The following is a 19285-nucleotide window of genomic DNA, read 5'->3' as shown; positions in this document are numbered from 1 at the left end:
GTCCATACGCTGCCAAGCATCGGCCGGAGAATCGCACGCAGGAACGGTTCGTCAACCCGACGTCGCACGCTGTCCGTCGGATGGGCGCAGCCATCCCTCCCGCACGTCCCCTAGCGTTTGTTCGTGATCAACCATCCGGCCGGTCCGCCCGCACGCCCGCGAGTGGACCTCGACGACGGCACCCCACCCAGGCCCGGGCACGGCCTCACCCCACTGCCCGCCCGCCGTCGCTCCCGGCTGCGCTCCCGCCCCCGGCTCGCCCGCCTGACCGTCCTGCTGGCCGCGTTCGTCTGCGCGGCCTGCGGACTGGTCTACGAGCTCGAACTCGTCGCGCTCGGCGACTACCTGCTCGGGGACGCCGTCACCCAGACCTCCGTCGTGCTCTCCGTCATGGTGTTCGCGATGGGCCTCGGCTCACTGCTCGCCAAGCGCCTCACCCGCCGACCCGCCACCGCCTTCGCCCTGGTCGAATGCGCACTCGCGCTCACCGGTGGACTCTCCGTCCTCGCCCTCTACTCCTGCTGGGCCTGGCTCGGCCGCTGCCAGCCCGCGATGGTCGGCCTCACCTGCCTGATCGGCATCCTCATCGGCGCCGAGATCCCCCTGCTGATGACCCTCATCCAGCGGATCCGGCGCGAGGACGCCGGACGCGCCGCGGCCGACCTCTTCGCCGCCGACTACGTGGGCGCACTGATCGGCGGCCTCGCCTTCCCGTTCCTGCTCCTGCCCGCGCTCGGCCCCGGCGACGGCGCGCTCCTCACCGGCGCCGTCAACGCCGTCGCCGGCGCCGCCGTGGTGCTCTGGCTCTTCCGGGAGGAGCCCGCCCCGCGGATACGACGGCTGCTCTGGGGCGGCTGCCTGCTCGTCCTCGCCGTGCTCGCCGCGGCCGCGGCCGGCTCCGACGCGGTCGAACGCGCCGCCCGGCACGCCCTCTACGGCGACCAGGTCCGCTACGCCACCCGCAGCCGGCACCAGGAGATCGTGCTCACCGGCCCCGCCGAGGGCCCGCTCCGGCTCTACCTGGACGGACGGCTCGCGGTCTGCGGGCCCGACGAGTACCGGGGCAGCGAGGGACTGGTCCACCCGGCCATGGCCGACGGCCCCGACGCCCGCGTCCTGCTCCTCGGCGGCGGCGACGGCCTCGCCCTGCGGGAGGTGCTGCGGCACCGGGGCGTGCGTTCCGTCCGGCTGGTCGACGCCGACGCCGCCCTCCCGCGCCTCGCCCGCACCGACCCCGGCCTCGCCGCCCTCGGCGGCCACTCCCTCGACGACCCCCGGGTACGCACCACCGCCGCCGATCCGCTGGCCTGGCTGCGCGACGCGAACGCGGGCGGCAGCACGGGTGTCTCCGACGGCGGCGACGGGCCGTACGACGTGGTGCTCGCCGACCTCCCGGCACCGGCCGACGGCGGGCCGGTCACGTTCCACTCCCAGGAGTTCTACGGGCTCGCCGCCCGGGTGCTCTCCCCCGGCGGGCGGATCGCCGTCCGGGCCGGGAGCGACCCGGACGAGACGGGTGGGCCGGGTGACCTGGACGGCCTCTGGCAGATCGAGTCCGGCCTGCGGACGGCGGGGCTGCAGACCACCCCGTACGCCGTCCCCGGCAGCGCCACCGGCTCCTGCCGCCCCGGCCCGCCGGACACCGCCCAGAACTTCCTCCTCGCCGCCGCCACCAGCCCGCCGCTCACCCTCGCCCCCGACGCCCCGGCCCCCCGCGCCCTCACCCCCGACACCCTCCGCGCCTCCGCCGCCCGCCTGACCGCCCTTCGCCCCACCCGGCCCCCGGCCGCCCTCACCCTCCTCGGGCCGCGCTGAGCGCCGGAGGAACGCGGAAGCTGGTGGAGGCCGTCACCGGGTGCGAGTGGGTGCCCGCCCGGGGGCCGGGTGGGGTGGGGCCCCCGGAAAGAGGCGACGGGGTCCGAAGAGAGGCCCTTGAGCAGCCGGGCTCGGCTCACGGCGGTGGCGGGGTGGCCGGGGCGGGAAAGTCGGGTGGTGGTGGGTAGGGACCGGGCGGGATCGGATCGGTAGGCTCCGTGCCATGGAGCATGAGGTTGTCGTCCCGATGTCCGCCGAGCTGGTGCGGCAGGCCTTGCAGGATCCGGCGCTGCTGGCGCGGAGTGTGCCGGGGCTGAGCACCGAGCCGGCCGCGGTCGGGGCCGGGCCCGCCGAGGAGATCGGCGGCCGACTGAAGCTGCGGATCGGCGGCTCCACGATCACGTACAAGGGCGTGCTGTCGCTGATCGAGGGCCGGGAGGGCGTGCTGACCGTGCTGGCCGAGGGCGAGGAGGCCCGGGGCAGCGGCGAGGCGACCGCCACCGTCCGGGTCAGCGTCGCGGACGGCACCGAGGACGGCACCGCCGTCATCCGCTTCACCGGCGACCTGAGTGCGACCGGCCGGCTGACCGAGTTCGACGGAGAGACCCTCGCCGCTACCGGCCGCCGTCTGCTGGACCGGTTCGCCGCCGCCCTGGCCGCCCCCGAGGGCGAGCCGGAGCAGGACGAGGACACCGAGACCGAGACCGACACCGAGACCGAGTCGGACGCCGCCGCGGAGAGCGGCACGGACGCCGGGGTGATCTTCATCGAGGACCGCCAGGACCAGCCCGGCGACGACCTGGACGACGACCTCTCCGACCTGATCGCCTTCTCCGACGCGGACGCCGAACGCTTCGGCCTGCCCACCGGCTCCGCCGCCGACGACGAGGACGAGGACGAGGACGGGGACGTAGACGGGGACGCGGCCGAGAACGACGCAGCCGCGAAGGCCGACGACCCGGAGGGCGTCGCCGAGGAGCTCCCCACCGAGTCCTTCTTCACCTACGAGGAGGAGCCGGTGCTCACCGGCCCGGTGCGCCGCAGCATCGTCGGCCGGTCCGCCGAGGAGGTGGACCACGCCCCGCCGCGCGGCCCGTACGCCCCGGCGCTGCCGGCCCGTAGCGCGCGGGCCCGGGCGGCGTCCCGCTGGGGCGGCGAGGCGGGCGGGATCGTGGTGCCGGGCACCGGCGGCCGCAGCGCGGTGCCGTGGGTGATCGGTGGCTCGGTGGCCCTGCTGGGCGGGGCCGTCGTCCTGGTCAGGGCCCTGCGCCGCCGTTAGGGTCCGGGCGCCGTGAGCGGGCGCAGGCCCTAGACTGAACGCTCATGAGCAACGACCGCGACGCCCTGCTGGCACAGATCAAGGACAAGGCCGTCGTGCACGGCAAGGTCACCCTCTCCTCCGGCAAGGAGGCCGACTACTACGTCGACCTGCGCCGGATCACCCTGGACGGCGAGGCCGCCCCGCTGGTGGGCCGGGTGATGCTGGACGCCACCTCGCACCTGGAGTACGACGCCGTCGGCGGTCTGACCCTGGGTGCCGACCCGGTGGCCGCCTCGATGCTGCACGCCGCCGCCGCGCGTGGACAGAAGCTGGACGCCTTCGTGGTCCGCAAGGCCGGCAAGGCGCACGGCCTGCAGCGCCGGATCGAGGGTCCGGAGGTGAAGGGCCGCCGGGTGCTGGCCGTCGAGGACACCTCCACCACCGGCGGTTCGGTGCTGACCGCCGTCGAGGCGCTGCGCGAGGCGGGCGCCGACGTGGTCGGCGTCGCGGTGATCGTGGAGCGCGGCGGCGCGGCCGCCGTGCAGGAGCAGGGCCTGGAGTACGTGACCGCGTACACCCTGGACGACCTGGGCCTCTGACCGCACGGACGACGGCGCCGAGAGAACGAACGCCGAGAACGAACGCCGAAGGGCCGGGTCCGTTTCACGTGAAACACGTGGCACGGACCCGGCCCTTCGGCGTCGGCAGGGCTCAGCCCCGCCGGTGCCGGCCGCTTCCGGTCTGCGCCGGCGCCTCCTCGACGCTCCCGGCGCCGCCCGCCTTCTTCTTCTTGCGCTCGCGCATGACCTCGATCAGGATCGGCGAGATCGACAGCAGCACGATCAGCAGCGCCGCCGGGATCAGGTACTTGTCGATCACCGGGGCGAGCGCCTCGCCGAAGAAGTAGCCGATCAGCAGCATGGACTCGGTCCAGAGCACGCCGCCGACGACGTTCCACACGAAGAAGGTCCGGGCGGGCATCTCCAGGGTGCCGGCCACCGGGTTCAGGAAGGTGCGGACGACCGGCATGAAGCGGGCCAGCACCACGGCCTTGCCGGAGCCGAACTTGTTGAAGTACTCCTCCGCCTTCACCACGAAGTCGCGACGGAAGATCTTCGAGTCGGGCTTGTCGAACATCTTCGGTCCGACCTTGGCACCGATCAGGTGCCCCAACTGGGCACCGGCGATCGCCGCGACCGGGCAGCCGACGAGCAGGACCGCGATCGGCAGCCTGGCACCGTCGCCGAGCACCGACGAGGCGGCGTTCGAGGCGGCGACGCCCGCGATGATCAGCAGCGAGTCGCCCGGGAAGAAGAAGCCGACCAGCAGGCCGGTCTCCGCGAAGATGATCGCGATCAGCCCGATGGCGCCGAGGGACGAGATCAGGGATTTGGCGTCGAGCAGGTTGACGGCCAGCTGGTTGTAGTCCACGGGCGCAGGATAGCGGGCGTACCTTGCGGACGGGCGTGCGTGCCTGGCCGGCGGACGTGCTCGCCTCGCGGGCGTGCCGGTGCGGGCGGGCGGGCGCACCGGGTCGACGGGCCCTGGCCGGAACCCGTCGGCGGCGGCCGACGGGCCGCAGCGTACGGCGTTCCGACAGGCGGGCTCCTGCTGACCCGCGGGCACGAGTCTGGGAAGATGACACCGGCGTCCGGTCCGCGGCGGCCCACCACCCTCATGGCCGTCCGCGCAGGTCGCCTCGAACCTTGGTGCCGGAGAGCCACACCGCAACGCCGCGCGTCGGCGGGCCGGCCCGGAGTCGTCACGAAGGCGTACACAGCGTCGGACAGCACCGTCCGTACGCCGCAACCCGACAGGAGCGGATCGCATGCCCATCGCAACTCCCGAGGTCTACAACGAGATGCTGGACCGGGCCAAGGCGGGCAAGTTCGCCTACCCGGCCATCAACGTCACCTCGTCGCAGACCCTGCACGCCGCGCTGCGTGGTTTCGCCGAGGCCGAGAGCGACGGCATCATCCAGATCTCGACCGGTGGCGCGGAGTTCCTGGGCGGCCAGCACAACAAGGACATGGTGACCGGCGCGGTCGCGCTCGCCGAGTTCGCCCACATCGTCGCCGCCAAGTACGACGTGACCGTCGCGCTGCACACCGACCACTGCCCGAAGGACAAGCTGGACGGCTACGTCCGCCCGCTGTTGGCGGTCTCCGCCGAGCGCGTGGCCAAGGGCCAGAACCCGCTCTTCCAGTCGCACATGTGGGACGGCTCCGCCGAGACCCTGTCGGACAACCTGGCCATCGCCCAGGAGCTGCTGGCCCAGGCAGCCGCCGCCCGGATCATCCTTGAGGTCGAGATCACCCCGACCGGCGGCGAGGAGGACGGCGTCACCCACGAGATCAACGACGAGCTGTACACCACCGTCAACGACGCCGTGCGCACCGCCGAGGCGCTGGGCCTGGGCGAGAAGGGCCGCTACCTGCTGGCCGCCTCGTTCGGCAACGTGCACGGCGTGTACAAGCCGGGCAACGTCGTGCTGAAGCCGGAGCTGCTGCGCGAGCTGCAGGACGCGATCGGCAAGCAGTACGGCAAGACCGACCCGTTCGACTTCGTCTTCCACGGCGGCTCGGGCTCGACCGCCGAGGAGATCGCCACCGCGCTGGAGAACGGCGTCGTGAAGATGAACCTGGACACCGACACCCAGTACGCCTTCACCCGCCCGGTCGCCGGCCACATGTTCGCCAACTACGACGGCGTGCTGAAGGTCGACGGCGAGGTCGGCAAGAAGAACACCTACGACCCGCGCACCTGGGGCAAGCTCGCCGAGGCCGGCATGGCCGCCCGCGTGGTCGAGGCCGCCGAGCAGCTGCGTTCCGCGGGCAAGCGCCTGAAGTGAGGCCGGTGAGGCCGGTGACCGCCTGACCCGAGCGCGGTCGGCACGGAACACGGGTGCCCCCGGCGGACTTCCGCCGGGGGCACCCGTGCTTCGGGGTTGCTACTGCTTGAGCTCCGCGTACGCCTCCGCGCTGCTGTCCTTCAGGAACTGCCAGCAGCGCTCCTCCTCCGCGGTCTCCTTGATCGCGCCGGCCGCCCGGGCGAGCGCCGCCAGGCAGCGCAGGAAGCCGCGGTTGCCGCGGTGCTCCCACGGCACCGGGCCGTGGCCCTTCCACCCGTTGCGGCGCAGCGCGTCCAGGCCGCGGTGGTAGCCGGTGCGGGCGTAGGCGTACGACTCGACGTAGCGGCCGGCCGCGTAGGCGTCGTCGGCGAGCATGGCCCAGGCCAGGCAGAAGGTCGGGAACTCGGCCGCCACCTGGGTCGGTGAGGCCGACTCCTCCGCCAGCATCCGGTAGGGCCGCTCCTCCTCGGGCAGGAGCGTCGGGTCGGGACCGTCGAGAAGGTTCCTGTGAATCGCCATGCCTTGCAGTCTGCCACCCGAGACGCAGGGGTCAACCGTCGCACCGGCCCACCGGGCGCGTGGACATTCACCCGTTCGCCATGCCAGGGTGACGATCGTGCCAGCAGTCCGACCCGCCGGTAGGCGAGCCGCCCCGCACCGCAACGGGGGCCGCAGACGCCGCAAGCCGCGCCGGAGAGGCGGAGTTGGCATGCTCACGGCACTTGTAGTGGCCGTCCTGGTGCTGGGCGTCACGGCGGTCGTGCTCAACCGCCCCGAGGACGCCCCGGCCGCCGCCCCGACCACCCAGGCGCGGGTCCTCCCGCCCGCCGAGGGCAGCCCGACCACGGCACCTCCGCCGGCCCCGGTCGCCCCTCCGCCGCCCACGCCGCCCCCGGCCCCGGCCGGCCCGGACCCCGGCCCCGGCAAGGGCGCGGGCACCTTCACCATCGCCCCGGCCAGCGCCAAGGCCGTCGGCCGCGGCACCGTGCGCCGCTACCGGGTCGAGGTCGAGGACGGCATCGGCATCGACGCCCCCACCGCCGCCGCGCAGATCCACGGCATCCTCGGCGACCCGCGCGGCTGGACCAACGACCGCAAGAACGGCTTCCAGCTGGTCGCGACCGGCTCGTACGACTTCACCGTGAAGATCGCCTCGCCCGCCACCGTGGACCGGATCTGCGGCGCCTCCGGCCTGGACACCCACGGCGAGGTCAACTGCAACGTCGGCAACCAGGTGCTCGTCAACTCCAAGCGCTGGAACACCGGTTCACCACAGTTCAGCGGCCCGATCGAGGAGTACCGGGCGCTGATCGTCAACCACGAGGTCGGCCACCGGATCGGCCACGGGCACGAGACCTGCCCGGGCGAGGGCAAGCCCGCGCCCGCGATGATGCAGCAGATCTACGGCCTCAAGGGCTGCACGCCCAACGCCTGGCCGTACACGGCGGAGGGCACCTACCTCAGCGGGCCATCCGTCCCGTAGCCCTCCTGGCAGGCCCTAGCGGAGCACCGGCAGGTACGCCCGCAGGTCGCTGCGCTCCCCCGAGGCGGAGACCGCGGCCGTCTCCACCGCCGCCGCCCACTCGGCCCGGCCGGTGGCCAGCCGGATCCAGGTCAGCGCGTCGGTCTCCACCACGTTGGGCGGGGTGCCCCGGGTGTGCTTCGGGCCCGGCACCGCCTGGACGACCGCGTACGGCGGGATCCGCAGCTCGACCGCGCCGCCGGGCACCTGCCCCGCGAGGGCGTCGGCCAGCATCCGGGAGACCGCGGCGAGGGCCTGGCGGTCGTGCGGGAAGGCGTCCAGGCCCAGCGCCTCGGCCAGGTCCTCGGCGTGCACCACGGTCTCGACCAGCCGGGTCACCAGGTAGTCGGCCAGGAGCATCGGATGGCCGCTCAGGAAGGTCACCCGCCGCTCCGGCTCCACCGAGGCCAGCTTGTCGAGCACGATCTGCACGGCGTCGAGCGACCGGTCGAACTCGGCGGCCACCTCCTCGGCCGGGCCGGCGAACCCGCTCGCCACGTGCTCCGTGGTCGCGGTGTCGACGAACTCGGCCATCGTCCCGGCCAGCGCCGCGTACTCGGCCAGCGGAAGCACGGGCCCGGCCACCTCCGGTGCGTCCAGCACGGCGAGCAACTGGCTCAGCGCCAGGCTCAGGTGGGTCACCAGCTCCCGCACCCGCCAGGAGCCGAGCCGGGTCGGCCGGTCCAGATCGGAATCCGTGAGCCGGTGCACGACATCGCGCACCGCCTCGCTCTGCGCCGTCAACGCGGCGCTCACCTTGTGCGGCTGATACGTACGGGACTTGGCAGGCATGGGCGTCAACATACGCCCAGGGGCGGGCAGTTCACCAGAGAACCGCCCGCCCCACTGTTGGTCGCGCGCTCGCCTCCGAGAATGCTCGGCGCGGGGAGCCGCCCGTCAGTCGCCCGTCAGGCCAGCAGGGCCTCGATGACGCCGGTGTGGGCGTCCTTCAGCTCGGCCAGCGAGACGCTGAACTGGCCCTGGACGTTCAGGGATTCGCCGTCCACGACACCGATCCGGGCGGCCGGCAGGCCGCGCGCGGTGCACATGTCGTTGAACCGGAGCTCCTCGCTGCGCGGCACCGCCACGACGGCGCGGCCGGCCGACTCCGAGAACAGCAGGACGAACGGGTCCATGCCCTCGGGCACGATGATCCGCGCGCCGTGACCGCCCTTGAGGCAGCTCTCCACGAGCGCCTGGCCGAGGCCACCGTCGGAGAGGTCGTGCGCGGCGTCGATCATGCCGTCGCGCGAGGCGGCGATCAGGATCTCGCCGAGCAGCCGCTCGCGCTCCAGGTCGACCTTGGGCGGCAGACCGCCGAGGTGGTCGTGGACCGCCTGCGACCAGGCCGAGCCGCCGAGCTCGTCCGCCGTGTCGCCGAGCAGGTAGAGCAGCTGCCCCTCCTCGGCGAAGGCGACCGGGGTGCGCCGGGTGACGTCGTCGATGACGCCGAGCACCGCGACCACCGGGGTCGGGTGGATGGCGACCTCGCCGGTCTGGTTGTAGAGCGAGACGTTGCCGCCGGTGACCGGGGTGCCGAGCACCAGACAGGCGTCGGCCAGGCCGCGGGTGGCCTCGGCGAACTGCCACATCACGTCCGGGTCCTCGGGGGAGCCGAAGTTGAGGCAGTCGGAGACGGCGAGCGGCTTGGCGCCGCCGGCCGCGACGTTGCGGTACGCCTCGGCCAGGGCCAGCTGGGCGCCGGTGTACGGGTCCAGCTTGGCGAAGCGGCCGTTGCCGTCGGTGGCGACCGAGACGCCGAGGTTGGTCTCGTCGTCGATCCGGATCATGCCCGAGTCCTCGCCGGAGGCGAGCACGGTGTTGCCCAGCACGTAGCGGTCGTACTGGTCGGTGATCCAGGACTTGGAGGCCTGGTTCGGGTGGCTCGCGACCTTCAGCAGGTCGGCCTTGAGGCCCTCGCCGGTGGTCGGGCGGGCCAGCCGCTCGGCGGTGGGGGCGTCGGCCTGCAGCGCGTCCTGCCAGCTCGGGCGGGCGTACGGGCGCTGGTAGGTCGGGCCCTCGTGGGCGACGGTGCGCGGCGGGACGTCCACCACGAGCTCGCCGTGCCAGAAGATCTCCAGGCGCTCGCCGTCGGTCACCTCACCGATGACGTTGGCGATGACGTCCCACTTCTCGCAGATCTCCAGGAAGCGGTCGACCTTGTCGGGCTCCACGATGGCGCACATGCGCTCCTGCGACTCGCTCATGAGGATCTCCTCCGGCGAGAGCGTGTGGTCGCGCAGGTGCACGGTGTCGAGCTCGATCCGCATGCCGCCGGAGCCGGCCGAGGCCAGCTCGCTGGTGGCGCAGGACAGGCCGGCGCCGCCGAGGTCCTGGATGCCCTTGACGAGCTTCTCGCGGAAGATCTCCAGGGTGCACTCGATCAGGAGCTTCTCCTGGAACGGGTCGCCGACCTGGACCGCCGGGCGCTTGGCCGGCTTGGTGTCGTCGAAGGTCTCGGAGGCGAGCACCGAGACGCCGCCGATGCCGTCGCCGCCGGTGCGGGCGCCGTACAGGATGACCTTGTTGCCGGCGCCGGAGGCCTGCGCGAGGTGGATGTCCTCGTGCTTCATGACGCCCACGCACAGCGCGTTGACCAGCGGGTTGCCCTGGTAGCAGGAGTCGAAGACGACCTCGCCGCCGATGTTCGGCAGGCCCAGGCAGTTGCCGTAGCCGCCGATGCCCGCGACGATCCCGGGCAGCACGCGCCGGGTGTCCGGGTGGTCGGCCGCACCGAAGCGCAGCGGGTCCATCACGGCGACCGGGCGGGCGCCCATCGCCAGGATGTCGCGCACGATGCCGCCGATGCCGGTGGCCGCGCCCTGGTAGGGCTCGATGTACGACGGGTGGTTGTGCGACTCGACCTTGAAGGTGACGGCGTAGCCCTGGCCGACGTCGACCACACCGGCGTTCTCGCCGATGCCGACGAGCATCGCGTCCGAGTCGGGCTTCTTCTCGCCGAACTGCTTCAGGTGGACCTTGCTGCTCTTGTACGAACAGTGCTCCGACCACATGACCGAGTACATCGCGAGTTCGGCGCCGGTGGGGCGGCGGCCGAGGATCTCGCGGATGCGCGCGTACTCGTCCTCCTTGAGGCCGAGTTCGGCCCAGGGCTGGGCGGCGTCCGGGGTCTGCTCGGCGTTCTTGACGGTGTCGAGGCTCATCAGGCGTTCACCAGCTGCTTCAGGACGGAAGTGAAGAAGCCCAGGCCCTCGGTGGTCGGGCCGGTGAGCGACTCCACGGCGTGCTCCGGGTGCGGCATCAGGCCGACGACATTGCCGGCGGCGTTGGTGATGCCGGCGATGTCGCGGTACGAACCGTTCGGGTTGACGTCGAGGTAACGGGCGACCACCCGGCCCTCCGCCTCCAGCTCGTCCAGGACGTGCTCGTCCGCGACGAAGCGGCCCTCGCCGTTCTTCAGCGGCACGACGATTTCCTGGCCCGCCGAGTAATCGCGGGTCCAGGCGGTGCCGGCGTTCTCGATCCGCAGCTTCTGGTCGCGGCAGATGAAGTGCAGCGAGTCGTTGCGGGTGAGCGCACCGGGCAGCAGGTGGGATTCGCAGAGCACCTGGAAGCCGTTGCAGATACCGAGGACGGGCATTCCGAGCTTCGCCTGCTCGATGACGGTCTCCATCACCGGCGAGAAGCGCGAGATCGCACCGCAGCGCAGATAGTCGCCGTAACTGAATCCGCCCGGCAGGACGACGGCGTCGACCTGGTGGAGATCCTTGTCACGGTGCCAGAGGGCAACCGGCTCGGCGCCGGCGAGACGGACCGCCCGCTGGGCGTCGCGGTCGTCGAGGGAGCCGGGGAAAGTGACGACGCCGACGCGGGTGGTCACTTGCCCTCCTCCTCGACCCGGACGGTGAAGTCCTCGATCACGGTGTTGGCGAGAAAGGTCTCGGCGGCTTCGCGGATACGGGCGAGCGCCGCGTCGTCGACCGGGCCCTCCACATCCAGCTCGAAACGCTTGCCCTGGCGGACGTCGGCGATCCCGGTGAATCCGAGACGGGGCAGTGCACGCTGCACCGCCTGTCCCTGGGGGTCGAGGATCTCCGGCTTGAGCATGACGTCGACTACGACGCGTGCCACTGGCACTCCCGGTGGTGTCTTCGGTGAGGCGGGGGAACTCCAGACTACCGGTGGTTTCGGGCTGCATTGCTGGCCGGGGATAGCGACGCGCGTAGACTCAGGACCCTTACGCCGCAAGGGATCCGGCCCCCTCGCCCCCGCCGCGGCCGTCCGGTTTCCACGGATTCGGCGTCCGGAACGGCCGCCCCCGAAGAACACCCGAATACGGCACTTGGGGACAGATCCGCCCGTCCCGCACACCGGTATCCGGCGGCCCCACGAAGAGACGTGAATATACGGAAAAGAATGCGGGACTCTTCGATTTCGACCCCCTTCGGGTGCAGAATAGGGCCACCTGTCGCGGCAAGTGCTGCGTATCAGGCGGGCCATCGGGCCTGCCCGTATGCGCTTGCGCGAGTTGGTGCACAGCAGGCCCCGGACGTACCCCGCGGACCGGCGGCCGAATTGCCCGAGAGGATTGACACCCATGGCTCAGCGTGTAGTTGTCACGCTCTCCGACGACCTGGACGGCGGCGCCGCCGCGGAAACCGTCCACTTCGGCGTCGACGGGAAGTCGTACGAGATCGACCTGTCCGTGGACAACGCGGAAAAGCTGCGGGAGGCCCTCGCCCCGTTCGTCGCGGCCGGCCGTCGCCAGAGCCGCACCGGAAAGTCCTTCCGCCGCACCGCCCTCACCCCGGACCCGGCCGCCGTCCGCGCCTGGGCCCTGTCCCGCGGCATGGAACTGCCGGCCCGCGGCCGCATCCCCAAGCACGTGTACGAGGCGTTCGCCGAGGCGAACTGACCCTCGACCCCCGGGAGCACCCGCTCCCCGGTCGCCCTGCCCGCCCGAACGAAAGGGTGGGGCGACCACCCCGAACGATGCTGTAGAGTATTCCTCGTCGCCGCAACGGAGAGATCCGAAGAGGCGGCCGGTGCCCCACCAGGCACCGTGCGGACGTGGCTCAGTTGGTAGAGCATCACCTTGCCAAGGTGAGGGTCGCGAGTTCGAATCTCGTCGTCCGCTCGCAGTGCGCGAGCACAGCACAACTCAATAGTTTGACCTGCGGACGTGGCTCAGTTGGTAGAGCATCACCTTGCCAAGGTGAGGGTCGCGAGTTCGAATCTCGTCGTCCGCTCCGAAACGAAGGGCCCCCTCGATCGAGGGGGCCCTTCGGCATTCCCGCCCGGGGCCTCCGAATTGGGCCGGAGCCCGGCAGCCATGACATTTGTCATCGCCGACCCGTGGATCCCCACCGCGAGGTCATGACGGCGCGCACTGCCCGCGCGGCCGGGGCGGCGAAAGGCTTGGGGCATGGAAACGAGCCGGCCCTCCCGCCCCAGCGACACCGTGATCGAGGTCACCGACCTGCACCGCCACTACGGCAGCGGTGCTACCGGCTACCACGCCGTGCGCGGCGTCGACCTGACCGTCGGCCGCGGTGAGCTGTTCGCCCTGCTCGGCACCAACGGGGCCGGCAAGACCTCCACCATGGAACTCATCGAGGGCCTGGCCGCCCCCGACGGCGGCACCGTCCGGGTGTTCGGCCACGACCCCCACCGGGAGCGCGACGCCGTCCGCCCGCGGATCGGCATCATGCTCCAGGAGGGCGGGTTCCCCGGTGAGCTCACCGCCGCCGAGACCGGCCGCGCCTGGGCCGGGCTGACCAGCGGCGCCCGCCCGGTCGAGGAGGCCCTGGAGCTGGTCGGCCTCACCCACCGCCGCAACGTACGGGTCAAGCAGCTCTCCGGCGGCGAACGGCGCCGGCTCGACCTCGCGGTGGCCCTGCTCGGCCGTCCCGAGGTGCTGTTCCTGGACGAGCCCAGCACCGGCCTCGACCCCGAGGCCCGCGCAGCCGTCTGGCGGCTGGTCCGCGAACTGCGCGCCCAGGGCACCACCGTCCTCCTCACCACGCACTACCTGGAGGAGGCCGAGGAACTGGCCGACCGGCTGGCCGTCATGCACGGCGGCCAGGTCGTCACCAGCGGCACCGTCGCCGAGGTGATCGCCGGACGGCCGTCCCGGATCAGCTTCGAGCTGCCCGCCTTCGCCGGGACCCCGCTCCCGCTGCTGCCCCGGGCCGAGGTCACCGCCGACGGCCGCAAGGTCACCGTGCAGACCACCGCGCTCCAGCAGACCCTCCACGAACTGCTCGACTGGGCCCACCGGCACGAGGTCGCGCTCGGCGCCCTGGACGCCCGCAGCGCCTCGCTGGAGGAGGCCTTCCTCGCCATCGCCTCCGAGGCCGCCCACCAGGCGCCGCCGGCGGAAACCCCGCCCTCGCCCACCACCCGCCCCGCCCGCCGCCGCCTGATCGGATCCGCCCGATGACCACCGCCGCCCCCGGCACCGCCGCCACCGCCCCCGGCCCGCAGAGCAGCACCGGCCCGCAGAGCACGACCGGCCGCCGGCTGCTCGCCCTCGGCCGCGCCGAGACCACCCTGCTGCTGCGCAACCGCACGGCGCTGTTCACCGCCCTGCTGCTGCCGCTGTTCCTGGTCGCCAGCCTGCACGGCACGCTCGCCAAGCAGGCCGAGAACAACCCCGGGCTGGACGTCGACTCGCTGCTGGTCTACGGCTCGGTCGGGATGATGCTGGCCTTCGTCGTCTACTACAACCTGACCGCCGCCTACGTCGCCCGGCGCGGCGAGCTGGTCCTCAAGCGGCTGCGCACCGGCGAGGCCCGGGACATCGAGATCCTGCTGGGCACGGCCGTCCCCTCGCTCACGCTCGGCCTGCTGATGGCCGCCCTGATCGGGATCGGCGGCAGCGTCGGACTTCACCTGTCCGTGCCGGTCAACCCGGTGCTGATGCTCCTCGGCCTGGTGCTGATCCTGGCCACCATGATCGCCCTGGCCGCGCTGTCCAGCGCCTTCACCAAGACCGTGGAGAGCGCCGGCATCACCACCCTGCCGGTCATGCTGGTCCTCCAGCTCGGCTCCGGCCTGTTCATCCCGCTGGAGGTCATGCCCGACCGGCTGGCCGACGTCTGCCGCCTGCTGCCGACCACCCCGGCCTTCCAGCTGATCCGCATCGGCTGGTTCGGCACCGACGGCTCGGCCGCCGCGACCGGCTTCGCCGGCAGCTGGGGCACCGCCGCCCCGCACGTCGTCACCGCTGCGATCTGGCTGGGCCTGGCGGTGTGGGGCGCGGTGCGCTACTTCCGCTGGGAGCCCCGTCGTTGAGCAGCTGTCCGTAATCCGAAGGAACGCCCCCCGTTCGACCTCTGATATGAAGGCAGCAGCGGATCATGGTCGAAAGCATGATCGTGGTCGAACTGGGGGCGGAACAGATGGAAATGCGGTCACCGCTGCGGAGCTGGAAGCGCCTCAGCAAACCCCGGCGCACCGAGTTCTACCTGCGCTGGTCGCTCTACCTGATGGCACTGTTCCAGCTGCCGGGCGTACTGGTCGCGGCCGGGAGCGCCGCCAAGGACGCCGACGAGCACACCATCTCCGCGATCCGGGTCTCCCTGCTCGTCGGACTCGCCTCGACCCTGGTGCTGCTGCGGGCCTACCGCACCGCCCTCGACCGGTACCTGAAGCGGCCCGTCGGCCGCACCCGGTGGATCGCGACCGCCGCCGGCCTCACGGTGGCGGGCTCCTGGGCGGTCCTGCTGCTCGGGCCGTCCGCCGGCGGGGCGGAGAACCCGGCCGGGCCGCCCTTCACCCTGGTGGTCGTCGGTTACCTGCTGGTCTTCTCCTTCGGCCCGGCCTGCGTGGGCCTGACCCCCGGCCGGGCCGCCCTCACCGGGCTGGGCATGCTGCTGGCGGTCGGCGCCGCCGCCCTGGCAGCCGGGCTCGACCTCGCCATGGCCTGCGGCTTCCTGATCGCCGTGGCGGTCAGCATGGCCTTCGTCGGGGGGAGCTGCCGCAGCTTCGCCTGGCTGGTCTCGGTGATCTGGGAGCTCGACGGCGCCCGCGAGGCGCAGTCCCGGCTGGCCGTCGCCGAGGAACGGCTGCGCTTCTCCCGCGACCTGCACGACGTGATGGGCCGCAACCTCACCACCATCGCGCTGAAGAGCGAACTCGCCGTGCAGCTCGCCCGCCGCGGGCGCCCGGAGGCCGCCGAGCAGATGGCCGAGGTGCAGCGGATCGCCCAGGAGTCGCAGCGCGAGGTCCGGGACGTCATCCGCGGCTACCGCACCGCCGACCTGCACGCCGAGGCGATCGGTGCCCGGGCGGTGCTGCGCTCCGCCGACGTCGTCTGCGAGATCGACCTCGGCGAGCGCGTCGACGAACTGCCGCCGCCGGTGCAGTCGGTGTTCGGCTGGGTGATCCGCGAGGCCACCACCAACGTGCTGCGGCACAGCGAGGCCGGCCGCTGCCTGATCCGGCTGCGGCAGGAGGGCGGACGGGCGGTGCTGGAGCTGGAGAATGACGGGGTGCCCGCCGTACCGCTCCCCTCCCAGGGCAGCGGCACCGGGCTGCGCGGCCTGCGCGAACGGCTCGCCGCCCACGACGGGGAGCTGACCGTCCCGGCCGCCGAGGCGGGCACCTTCCGGATGCTCGCCACCGTCCCGCTGCACCCCGGAGAGGCCCCGCGATGACCGAGACCGAGACCGCGCCCGTCCGCGTCCTGCTCGCCGACGACGAGCACCTGATCCGGGGCGCGCTGGCCGCGCTGCTCTCGCTGGAGGACGACATCGAGGTGGTCGCCCAGGCCGGTTCCGGGCCGGAGGCGCTGGCGATGGCGCAGTCGCACCGGCCGGACGTCGCGGTGCTGGACCTGCAGATGCCCGGAAAGGACGGCATCGAGGTGGCCGCCGGGCTGCGGCTGCTGCTGCCGGACTGCCGCTGCATGATCGTCACCGGCCACGGCCGCCCCGGCTACCTGAAGCGGGCGCTGGAGGTCGGGGTGCGCGGCTTCCTGCCCAAGACCGTCTCGGCGGCGGACCTGGCCGGCATCATCCGCACCGTACGGTCCGGCGGCCGGTACGTGGACCCGGAGCTGGCGGCGGACGCGATCAGCGCCGGGGAGACCCCGCTGACCCCGCGCGAGACGGACGTCCTGGAGCTGGCCGCCGACGGCACCTCGATCGCCGAGATCGCCGAGCGGGCCTCGCTCTCCCAGGGCACCGTCCGCAACTACCTGTCCTCGGCGGCCACCAAGCTGGGCGCGGAGAACCGGCACGCGGCGGTGCGGATCGCCCGCGAGCACGGCTGGATCTGAGCCCTGCCCGCGGGCGACGCGGGATCACTGCCAGGTGGTGCCGGTCAGCAGCTCGTAGACCTCGATGTACTTGGCCCGGGTCTGCTCGACCAGCTCGGCGGGCAGCTCCGGCGGCGGCTGCTCGCTGTAGCGGTCCCAGCCGGAGGCCGGGGAGACCAGCCAGTCGCGGATCAGCTGCTTGTCGAAGGACGGCTGCGAGCGGCCCGGCTGCCACTGGTCGGCCGGCCAGTAGCGGGAGGAGTCCGGGGTGAGCACCTCGTCGCCGATCACCAGCTCGCCGTCCAGCAGGCCGAACTCGAACTTGGTGTCGGCCAGGATGATGCCGCGCTCGCGGGCGATGTCCCGGGCGCGGGCGTACACGTCCAGCGTGGTGCGGCGCAGCCGGGCGGCCGGCTCGGCACCGATCCGGCGTGCGGTCTCCTCGTACGAGACGTTCTCGTCGTGCTCGCCGACCTCGGCCTTGAGGGCCGGGGTGTAGATCGGGGCGGGCAGCTCGGAGCTGTTCTCCAGGCCCTCGGGCAGGGCGATGCCGCAGACCGTGCGGCTCTCCTGGTACTCGGCCAGGCCGGAGCCGGCCAGGTAGCCGCGGGCGACCGCCTCGACCGGGATCATGTCCAGGCTCTTGCAGATCAGCGTGCGGCCCTTCCAGTCGGCGGGGGCGCCGGCCGGGACCTCGGTGGAGATCACGTGGTTGGGGACGATGTCGGCGATCCGCTCGAACCACCACAGCGACAGCTGGGTGAGGACCCGGCCCTTGTCGGGGATCTCGTTCGGCAGCACCCAGTCGTGGGCGGACATCCGGTCGCTGGCCACCATGACCAGCTCGCCCGACTCGTTGCGGTAGAGGTCGCGCACCTTGCCGGTGTGCAGGTGGACCAGGCCGGGTACCTGGACCGGCTCGGGCTTGGTGACAAATCCGCTCAAGGTGTTCAGTCCTCAGGGGTCGTTCGCGGGCGTGGGGCACGGCGAAAGGGGAGGTCACTGCCCCCGCAGTCTTTCACGACCCGCGAACCCTAGTTCTTGCAGAGCCGGTCGAGGAGGTTGGCGGTGGCCCGCTGGATCCGTTCGTCGGTCAGGCCGGGGCGGCCCAGTGCGGGCGACCAGGCGAAGGTGCCGGCCGCGAAGACGTACGCGCCGCTGGGCGCCCGGTACAGCGAGGTCTCCTGGTAGCGGGTGCGCCCGGCCAGGTCCCGGTACGGCGAGTGCGCCAGCAGCACCCGCTCGGTGTGCTCGGGCAGCGCGACCTTGGGGTAGTAGCGGTCGGCCTCGCCGGCGACCAGGCCGGGCAGCTCGTCGCCCTCCTGCAGGCCGGTGCCGTCCCAGAGCCAGTGCGCGGTGTGCCGCGCGACCAGCGGGACGGGCGCGGCGACCCGGCCCGAGTACTGCACGCCGAGCAGGTGCTGCTCGGGCTCGCCGGCGTCCCGCCACAGCGCGCTGGCCGCGCCGGCCGCGCCCGCGGCCGGGCTGCCGGGGCCCACCTTCTGCCGCTTGCGGCAGTTGAGCAGCCGGTTGGGCTCGCCGGAGGCGGCGGCGGTCAGCTCGACCCGCCAGTACATGGTGTTGGCGGAGAGGAACACCAGCGAGGTGCCGCCGTCCCTGGCCCGCTCGGCGGCCCGGCGCATCGGCTCGGACCAGTACTCGTCGTGGCCGGGGAAGACCAGCGCCCGGTGCCGGGACGGATCGACCAGGCCGGCGTGCAGGTCGGTGGCGGTGGCGTAGGAGAGGTCGTAGCCGTAGCGCTCGGCCCAGCGGATGAAGTCGTACGCGTGGCCGACGTGCAGCGGCAGCCCGGCGGTGGCGTGCGGGCGGTCGAAGGAGACGGTGACGGCCGCCTCCGGTTCGCCGACCAGGCCGCCCCGGCCGTCCCAGGCGTGGTAGAGGCTGGCGCCGGTGCGGCCGTCCTCGGGGAACAGGTTGTACGCCTGCCAGGTCACGTCCGGGAGCACCAGGAGCAGCTCGGCGGTGTGCCCCTGGTCGTCGAAGTCCCGGACGGTGAACGGGATGTGGCTGCGGTGCAGCATGTCCACGGTGGTCAGCACGGCGACGTACGCGCCGGGCTTCCAGTGCACCGGGACCTGCAGCCGCCAGGAGTGCCACCAGTGGTGGCAGGAGACCGTCCGGTCGACCACCAGCGGGGCGGGCTGGGCGAGGCCGGCGATGCTCGGGCTGGACGTCATCTTGTGGGCGCCGTCGCCGCCGTAGTGGCCGATCCGGTAGACGTCCACGGTGAACTCGCGGGGCGGGTTGACGGTGACCCGGAAGTCCACCGAGCCGCCGGGGCGGACCACTCCGGCCGAGGCGAAGCCCTTGATCTGCTGGTCCACGTCGTTGGAGCTCTGCGGGGTGCCGACCGGCGGCTTGGGGCGGGCACCGGCGGTCAGCGGCTGCTGGCCGGGCGCGTCCACCGAGACGTACCAGGGGACGGCGCCCTCCGCGCCGGCCAGGTACTGGTCCGGGCTGCGCAGCCAGGGCAGCGGGCCCTGGCCGAAGGGGTCGGAGACGCTGTAGGCGTGCGTTCCGGACTCCCAGCGGCGGTTGAGTTCGGTGCCCACGCGCCCCTCCAGGTGCACTTCCGTGACTCCTCGCCCGCCT

At 72.7% G+C, this 19285-nt stretch carries 18 protein-coding genes and 2 tRNA genes; 12 read left to right on the top strand and 8 right to left on the bottom strand.

Features of this window, described 5'->3' with window-relative positions:
* The first annotated feature begins 213 nt into the window (after positions 1–213).
* The 3 genes from CRP52_RS15850 (at position 214) to pyrE (ending at position 3675) form a co-directional block, all read left to right on the top strand.
* The gene (locus CRP52_RS15850; protein ID WP_179853054.1) at positions 214–1815 is read left to right on the top strand and encodes a polyamine aminopropyltransferase; all 1602 of its coding nucleotides are present in this window, start codon (positions 214–216) and stop codon (positions 1813–1815) included.
* Between the two features lie 223 nt (positions 1816–2038).
* Positions 2039–3094 (top strand): hypothetical protein, encoded by a 1056-nt coding sequence (locus CRP52_RS15845; protein ID WP_143685753.1) that lies wholly within the window; start codon positions 2039–2041, stop codon positions 3092–3094.
* Positions 3095–3138: 44 nt separating this feature from the next.
* On the top strand, positions 3139–3675 hold the full coding sequence (gene pyrE, locus CRP52_RS15840) for an orotate phosphoribosyltransferase (protein ID WP_097236989.1): 537 nt from the start codon (positions 3139–3141) through the stop codon (positions 3673–3675).
* A gap of 112 nt (positions 3676–3787) precedes the next feature.
* Here the strand turns inward: pyrE and CRP52_RS38910 are convergent, their stop codons facing one another.
* Positions 3788–4507: a DedA family protein gene (locus tag CRP52_RS38910; RefSeq protein ID WP_097236988.1), complete on the bottom strand. Its 720-nt coding sequence runs from the start codon at positions 4505–4507 to the stop codon at positions 3788–3790.
* 397 nt (positions 4508–4904) lie between these two features.
* On the opposite strand from CRP52_RS38910, the gene fbaA reads away from it, so the two are divergent.
* Positions 4905–5927 (top strand): class II fructose-bisphosphate aldolase, encoded by a 1023-nt coding sequence (fbaA, locus tag CRP52_RS15830; RefSeq protein WP_097236987.1) that lies wholly within the window; start codon positions 4905–4907, stop codon positions 5925–5927.
* Positions 5928–6026: 99 nt separating this feature from the next.
* Here the strand turns inward: fbaA and CRP52_RS15825 are convergent, their stop codons facing one another.
* Positions 6027–6446 carry a DUF3151 domain-containing protein gene (locus CRP52_RS15825; protein WP_097236986.1) on the bottom strand — a complete coding sequence of 140 codons (420 nt, stop codon included), beginning with the start codon at positions 6444–6446 and terminating at the stop codon, positions 6027–6029.
* Between the two features lie 190 nt (positions 6447–6636).
* Between CRP52_RS15825 and CRP52_RS15820 the strand changes: the two genes are divergently transcribed.
* Entirely contained in the window at positions 6637–7410 is a 774-nt protein-coding gene (locus CRP52_RS15820) for a DUF3152 domain-containing protein (RefSeq protein WP_097236985.1), read from the top strand.
* Positions 7411–7425: 15 nt separating this feature from the next.
* Here CRP52_RS15820 and CRP52_RS15815 read toward each other — a convergent pair whose 3' ends face one another.
* The 4 genes from CRP52_RS15815 to purS form a co-directional block, all read right to left on the bottom strand.
* Entirely contained in the window at positions 7426–8241 is an 816-nt protein-coding gene (locus tag CRP52_RS15815) for a maleylpyruvate isomerase family mycothiol-dependent enzyme (RefSeq protein WP_097236984.1), read from the bottom strand.
* A gap of 116 nt (positions 8242–8357) precedes the next feature.
* Positions 8358–10613, bottom strand: a complete 2256-nt coding sequence (gene purL / locus CRP52_RS15810) for a phosphoribosylformylglycinamidine synthase subunit PurL (protein ID WP_097236983.1) — start codon at positions 10611–10613, stop codon at positions 8358–8360.
* On the bottom strand, positions 10613–11290 hold the full coding sequence (gene purQ, locus CRP52_RS15805; RefSeq protein ID WP_097236982.1) for a phosphoribosylformylglycinamidine synthase subunit PurQ: 678 nt from the start codon (positions 11288–11290) through the stop codon (positions 10613–10615). Before purQ ends, purL begins: the two co-directional genes overlap by 1 nt.
* The gene (gene purS / locus CRP52_RS15800; protein ID WP_049654013.1) at positions 11287–11541 is read right to left on the bottom strand and encodes a phosphoribosylformylglycinamidine synthase subunit PurS; all 255 of its coding nucleotides are present in this window, start codon (positions 11539–11541) and stop codon (positions 11287–11289) included. Before purS ends, purQ begins: the two co-directional genes overlap by 4 nt.
* A 466-nt stretch (positions 11542–12007) precedes the next feature.
* Here purS and CRP52_RS15795 point away from each other — a divergent pair, with 466 nt between their 5' ends.
* From CRP52_RS15795 to CRP52_RS15765, 7 genes are all read left to right on the top strand, one after another.
* On the top strand, positions 12008–12325 hold the full coding sequence (locus tag CRP52_RS15795; protein WP_030056585.1) for a histone-like nucleoid-structuring protein Lsr2: 318 nt from the start codon (positions 12008–12010) through the stop codon (positions 12323–12325).
* Between the two features lie 149 nt (positions 12326–12474).
* Positions 12475–12547 (top strand) — tRNA-Gly (locus CRP52_RS15790).
* A gap of 39 nt (positions 12548–12586) precedes the next feature.
* A tRNA-Gly gene (locus tag CRP52_RS15785) sits at positions 12587–12659 on the top strand.
* 176 nt (positions 12660–12835) lie between these two features.
* Positions 12836–13852: an ABC transporter ATP-binding protein gene (locus tag CRP52_RS15780; protein WP_097236981.1), complete on the top strand. Its 1017-nt coding sequence runs from the start codon at positions 12836–12838 to the stop codon at positions 13850–13852.
* Complete coding sequence (locus CRP52_RS15775) at positions 13849–14706, top strand: ABC transporter permease (protein WP_097236980.1); 858 nt, start codon at positions 13849–13851, stop codon at positions 14704–14706. The genes CRP52_RS15780 and CRP52_RS15775 overlap by 4 nt, the downstream gene beginning before the upstream one ends.
* 77 nt (positions 14707–14783) lie before the next feature.
* On the top strand, positions 14784–16070 hold the full coding sequence (locus tag CRP52_RS15770) for a sensor histidine kinase (protein ID WP_257032512.1): 1287 nt from the start codon (positions 14784–14786) through the stop codon (positions 16068–16070).
* The gene (locus tag CRP52_RS15765; RefSeq protein WP_097236979.1) at positions 16067–16693 is read left to right on the top strand and encodes a response regulator transcription factor; all 627 of its coding nucleotides are present in this window, start codon (positions 16067–16069) and stop codon (positions 16691–16693) included. The genes CRP52_RS15770 and CRP52_RS15765 overlap by 4 nt, the downstream gene beginning before the upstream one ends.
* 24 nt (positions 16694–16717) lie before the next feature.
* Here CRP52_RS15765 and CRP52_RS15760 read toward each other — a convergent pair whose 3' ends face one another.
* Both CRP52_RS15760 and CRP52_RS15755 read right to left on the bottom strand, forming a co-directional pair.
* Positions 16718–17617 carry a phosphoribosylaminoimidazolesuccinocarboxamide synthase gene (locus CRP52_RS15760; protein ID WP_097236978.1) on the bottom strand — a complete coding sequence of 300 codons (900 nt, stop codon included), beginning with the start codon at positions 17615–17617 and terminating at the stop codon, positions 16718–16720.
* An 89-nt stretch (positions 17618–17706) separates the two neighbouring features.
* Positions 17707–19245 (bottom strand): N,N-dimethylformamidase beta subunit family domain-containing protein, encoded by a 1539-nt coding sequence (locus tag CRP52_RS15755; RefSeq protein ID WP_097240114.1) that lies wholly within the window; start codon positions 19243–19245, stop codon positions 17707–17709.
* Positions 19246–19285 lie beyond the last annotated feature (40 nt).

Source organism: Streptomyces sp. 1331.2 (genome assembly GCF_900199205.1).
GTDB lineage: Bacteria > Actinomycetota > Actinomycetes > Streptomycetales > Streptomycetaceae > Kitasatospora.
The sequence above is the reverse complement of the archived record's forward strand: the minus strand, read 5'-3'. Positions and strand labels throughout refer to the sequence as shown.

Bases quoted from the DNA above. Each gene is read 5' to 3' on its own strand.
- CRP52_RS15765 (WP_097236979.1), top strand. From the start codon at position 16,067: ATGACCGAGACCGAGACCGCGCCCGTCCGCGTCCTGCTCGCCGACGAC.
- pyrE (WP_097236989.1), top strand. From the start codon at position 3,139: ATGAGCAACGACCGCGACGCCCTGCTGGCACAGATCAAGGACAAGGCC.
- CRP52_RS15820 (WP_097236985.1), top strand. From the start codon at position 6,637: ATGCTCACGGCACTTGTAGTGGCCGTCCTGGTGCTGGGCGTCACGGCG.
- purL (WP_097236983.1), bottom strand. From the start codon at position 10,613: ATGAGCCTCGACACCGTCAAGAACGCCGAGCAGACCCCGGACGCCGCC.
- CRP52_RS15845 (WP_143685753.1), top strand. From the start codon at position 2,039: ATGGAGCATGAGGTTGTCGTCCCGATGTCCGCCGAGCTGGTGCGGCAG.
- CRP52_RS15775 (WP_097236980.1), top strand. From the start codon at position 13,849: ATGACCACCGCCGCCCCCGGCACCGCCGCCACCGCCCCCGGCCCGCAG.
- CRP52_RS15780 (WP_097236981.1), top strand. From the start codon at position 12,836: ATGGAAACGAGCCGGCCCTCCCGCCCCAGCGACACCGTGATCGAGGTC.
- CRP52_RS15815 (WP_097236984.1), bottom strand. From the start codon at position 8,241: ATGCCTGCCAAGTCCCGTACGTATCAGCCGCACAAGGTGAGCGCCGCG.
- CRP52_RS15825 (WP_097236986.1), bottom strand. From the start codon at position 6,446: ATGGCGATTCACAGGAACCTTCTCGACGGTCCCGACCCGACGCTCCTG.
- fbaA (WP_097236987.1), top strand. From the start codon at position 4,905: ATGCCCATCGCAACTCCCGAGGTCTACAACGAGATGCTGGACCGGGCC.
- CRP52_RS15795 (WP_030056585.1), top strand. From the start codon at position 12,008: ATGGCTCAGCGTGTAGTTGTCACGCTCTCCGACGACCTGGACGGCGGC.
- CRP52_RS15770 (WP_257032512.1), top strand. From the start codon at position 14,784: ATGATCGTGGTCGAACTGGGGGCGGAACAGATGGAAATGCGGTCACCG.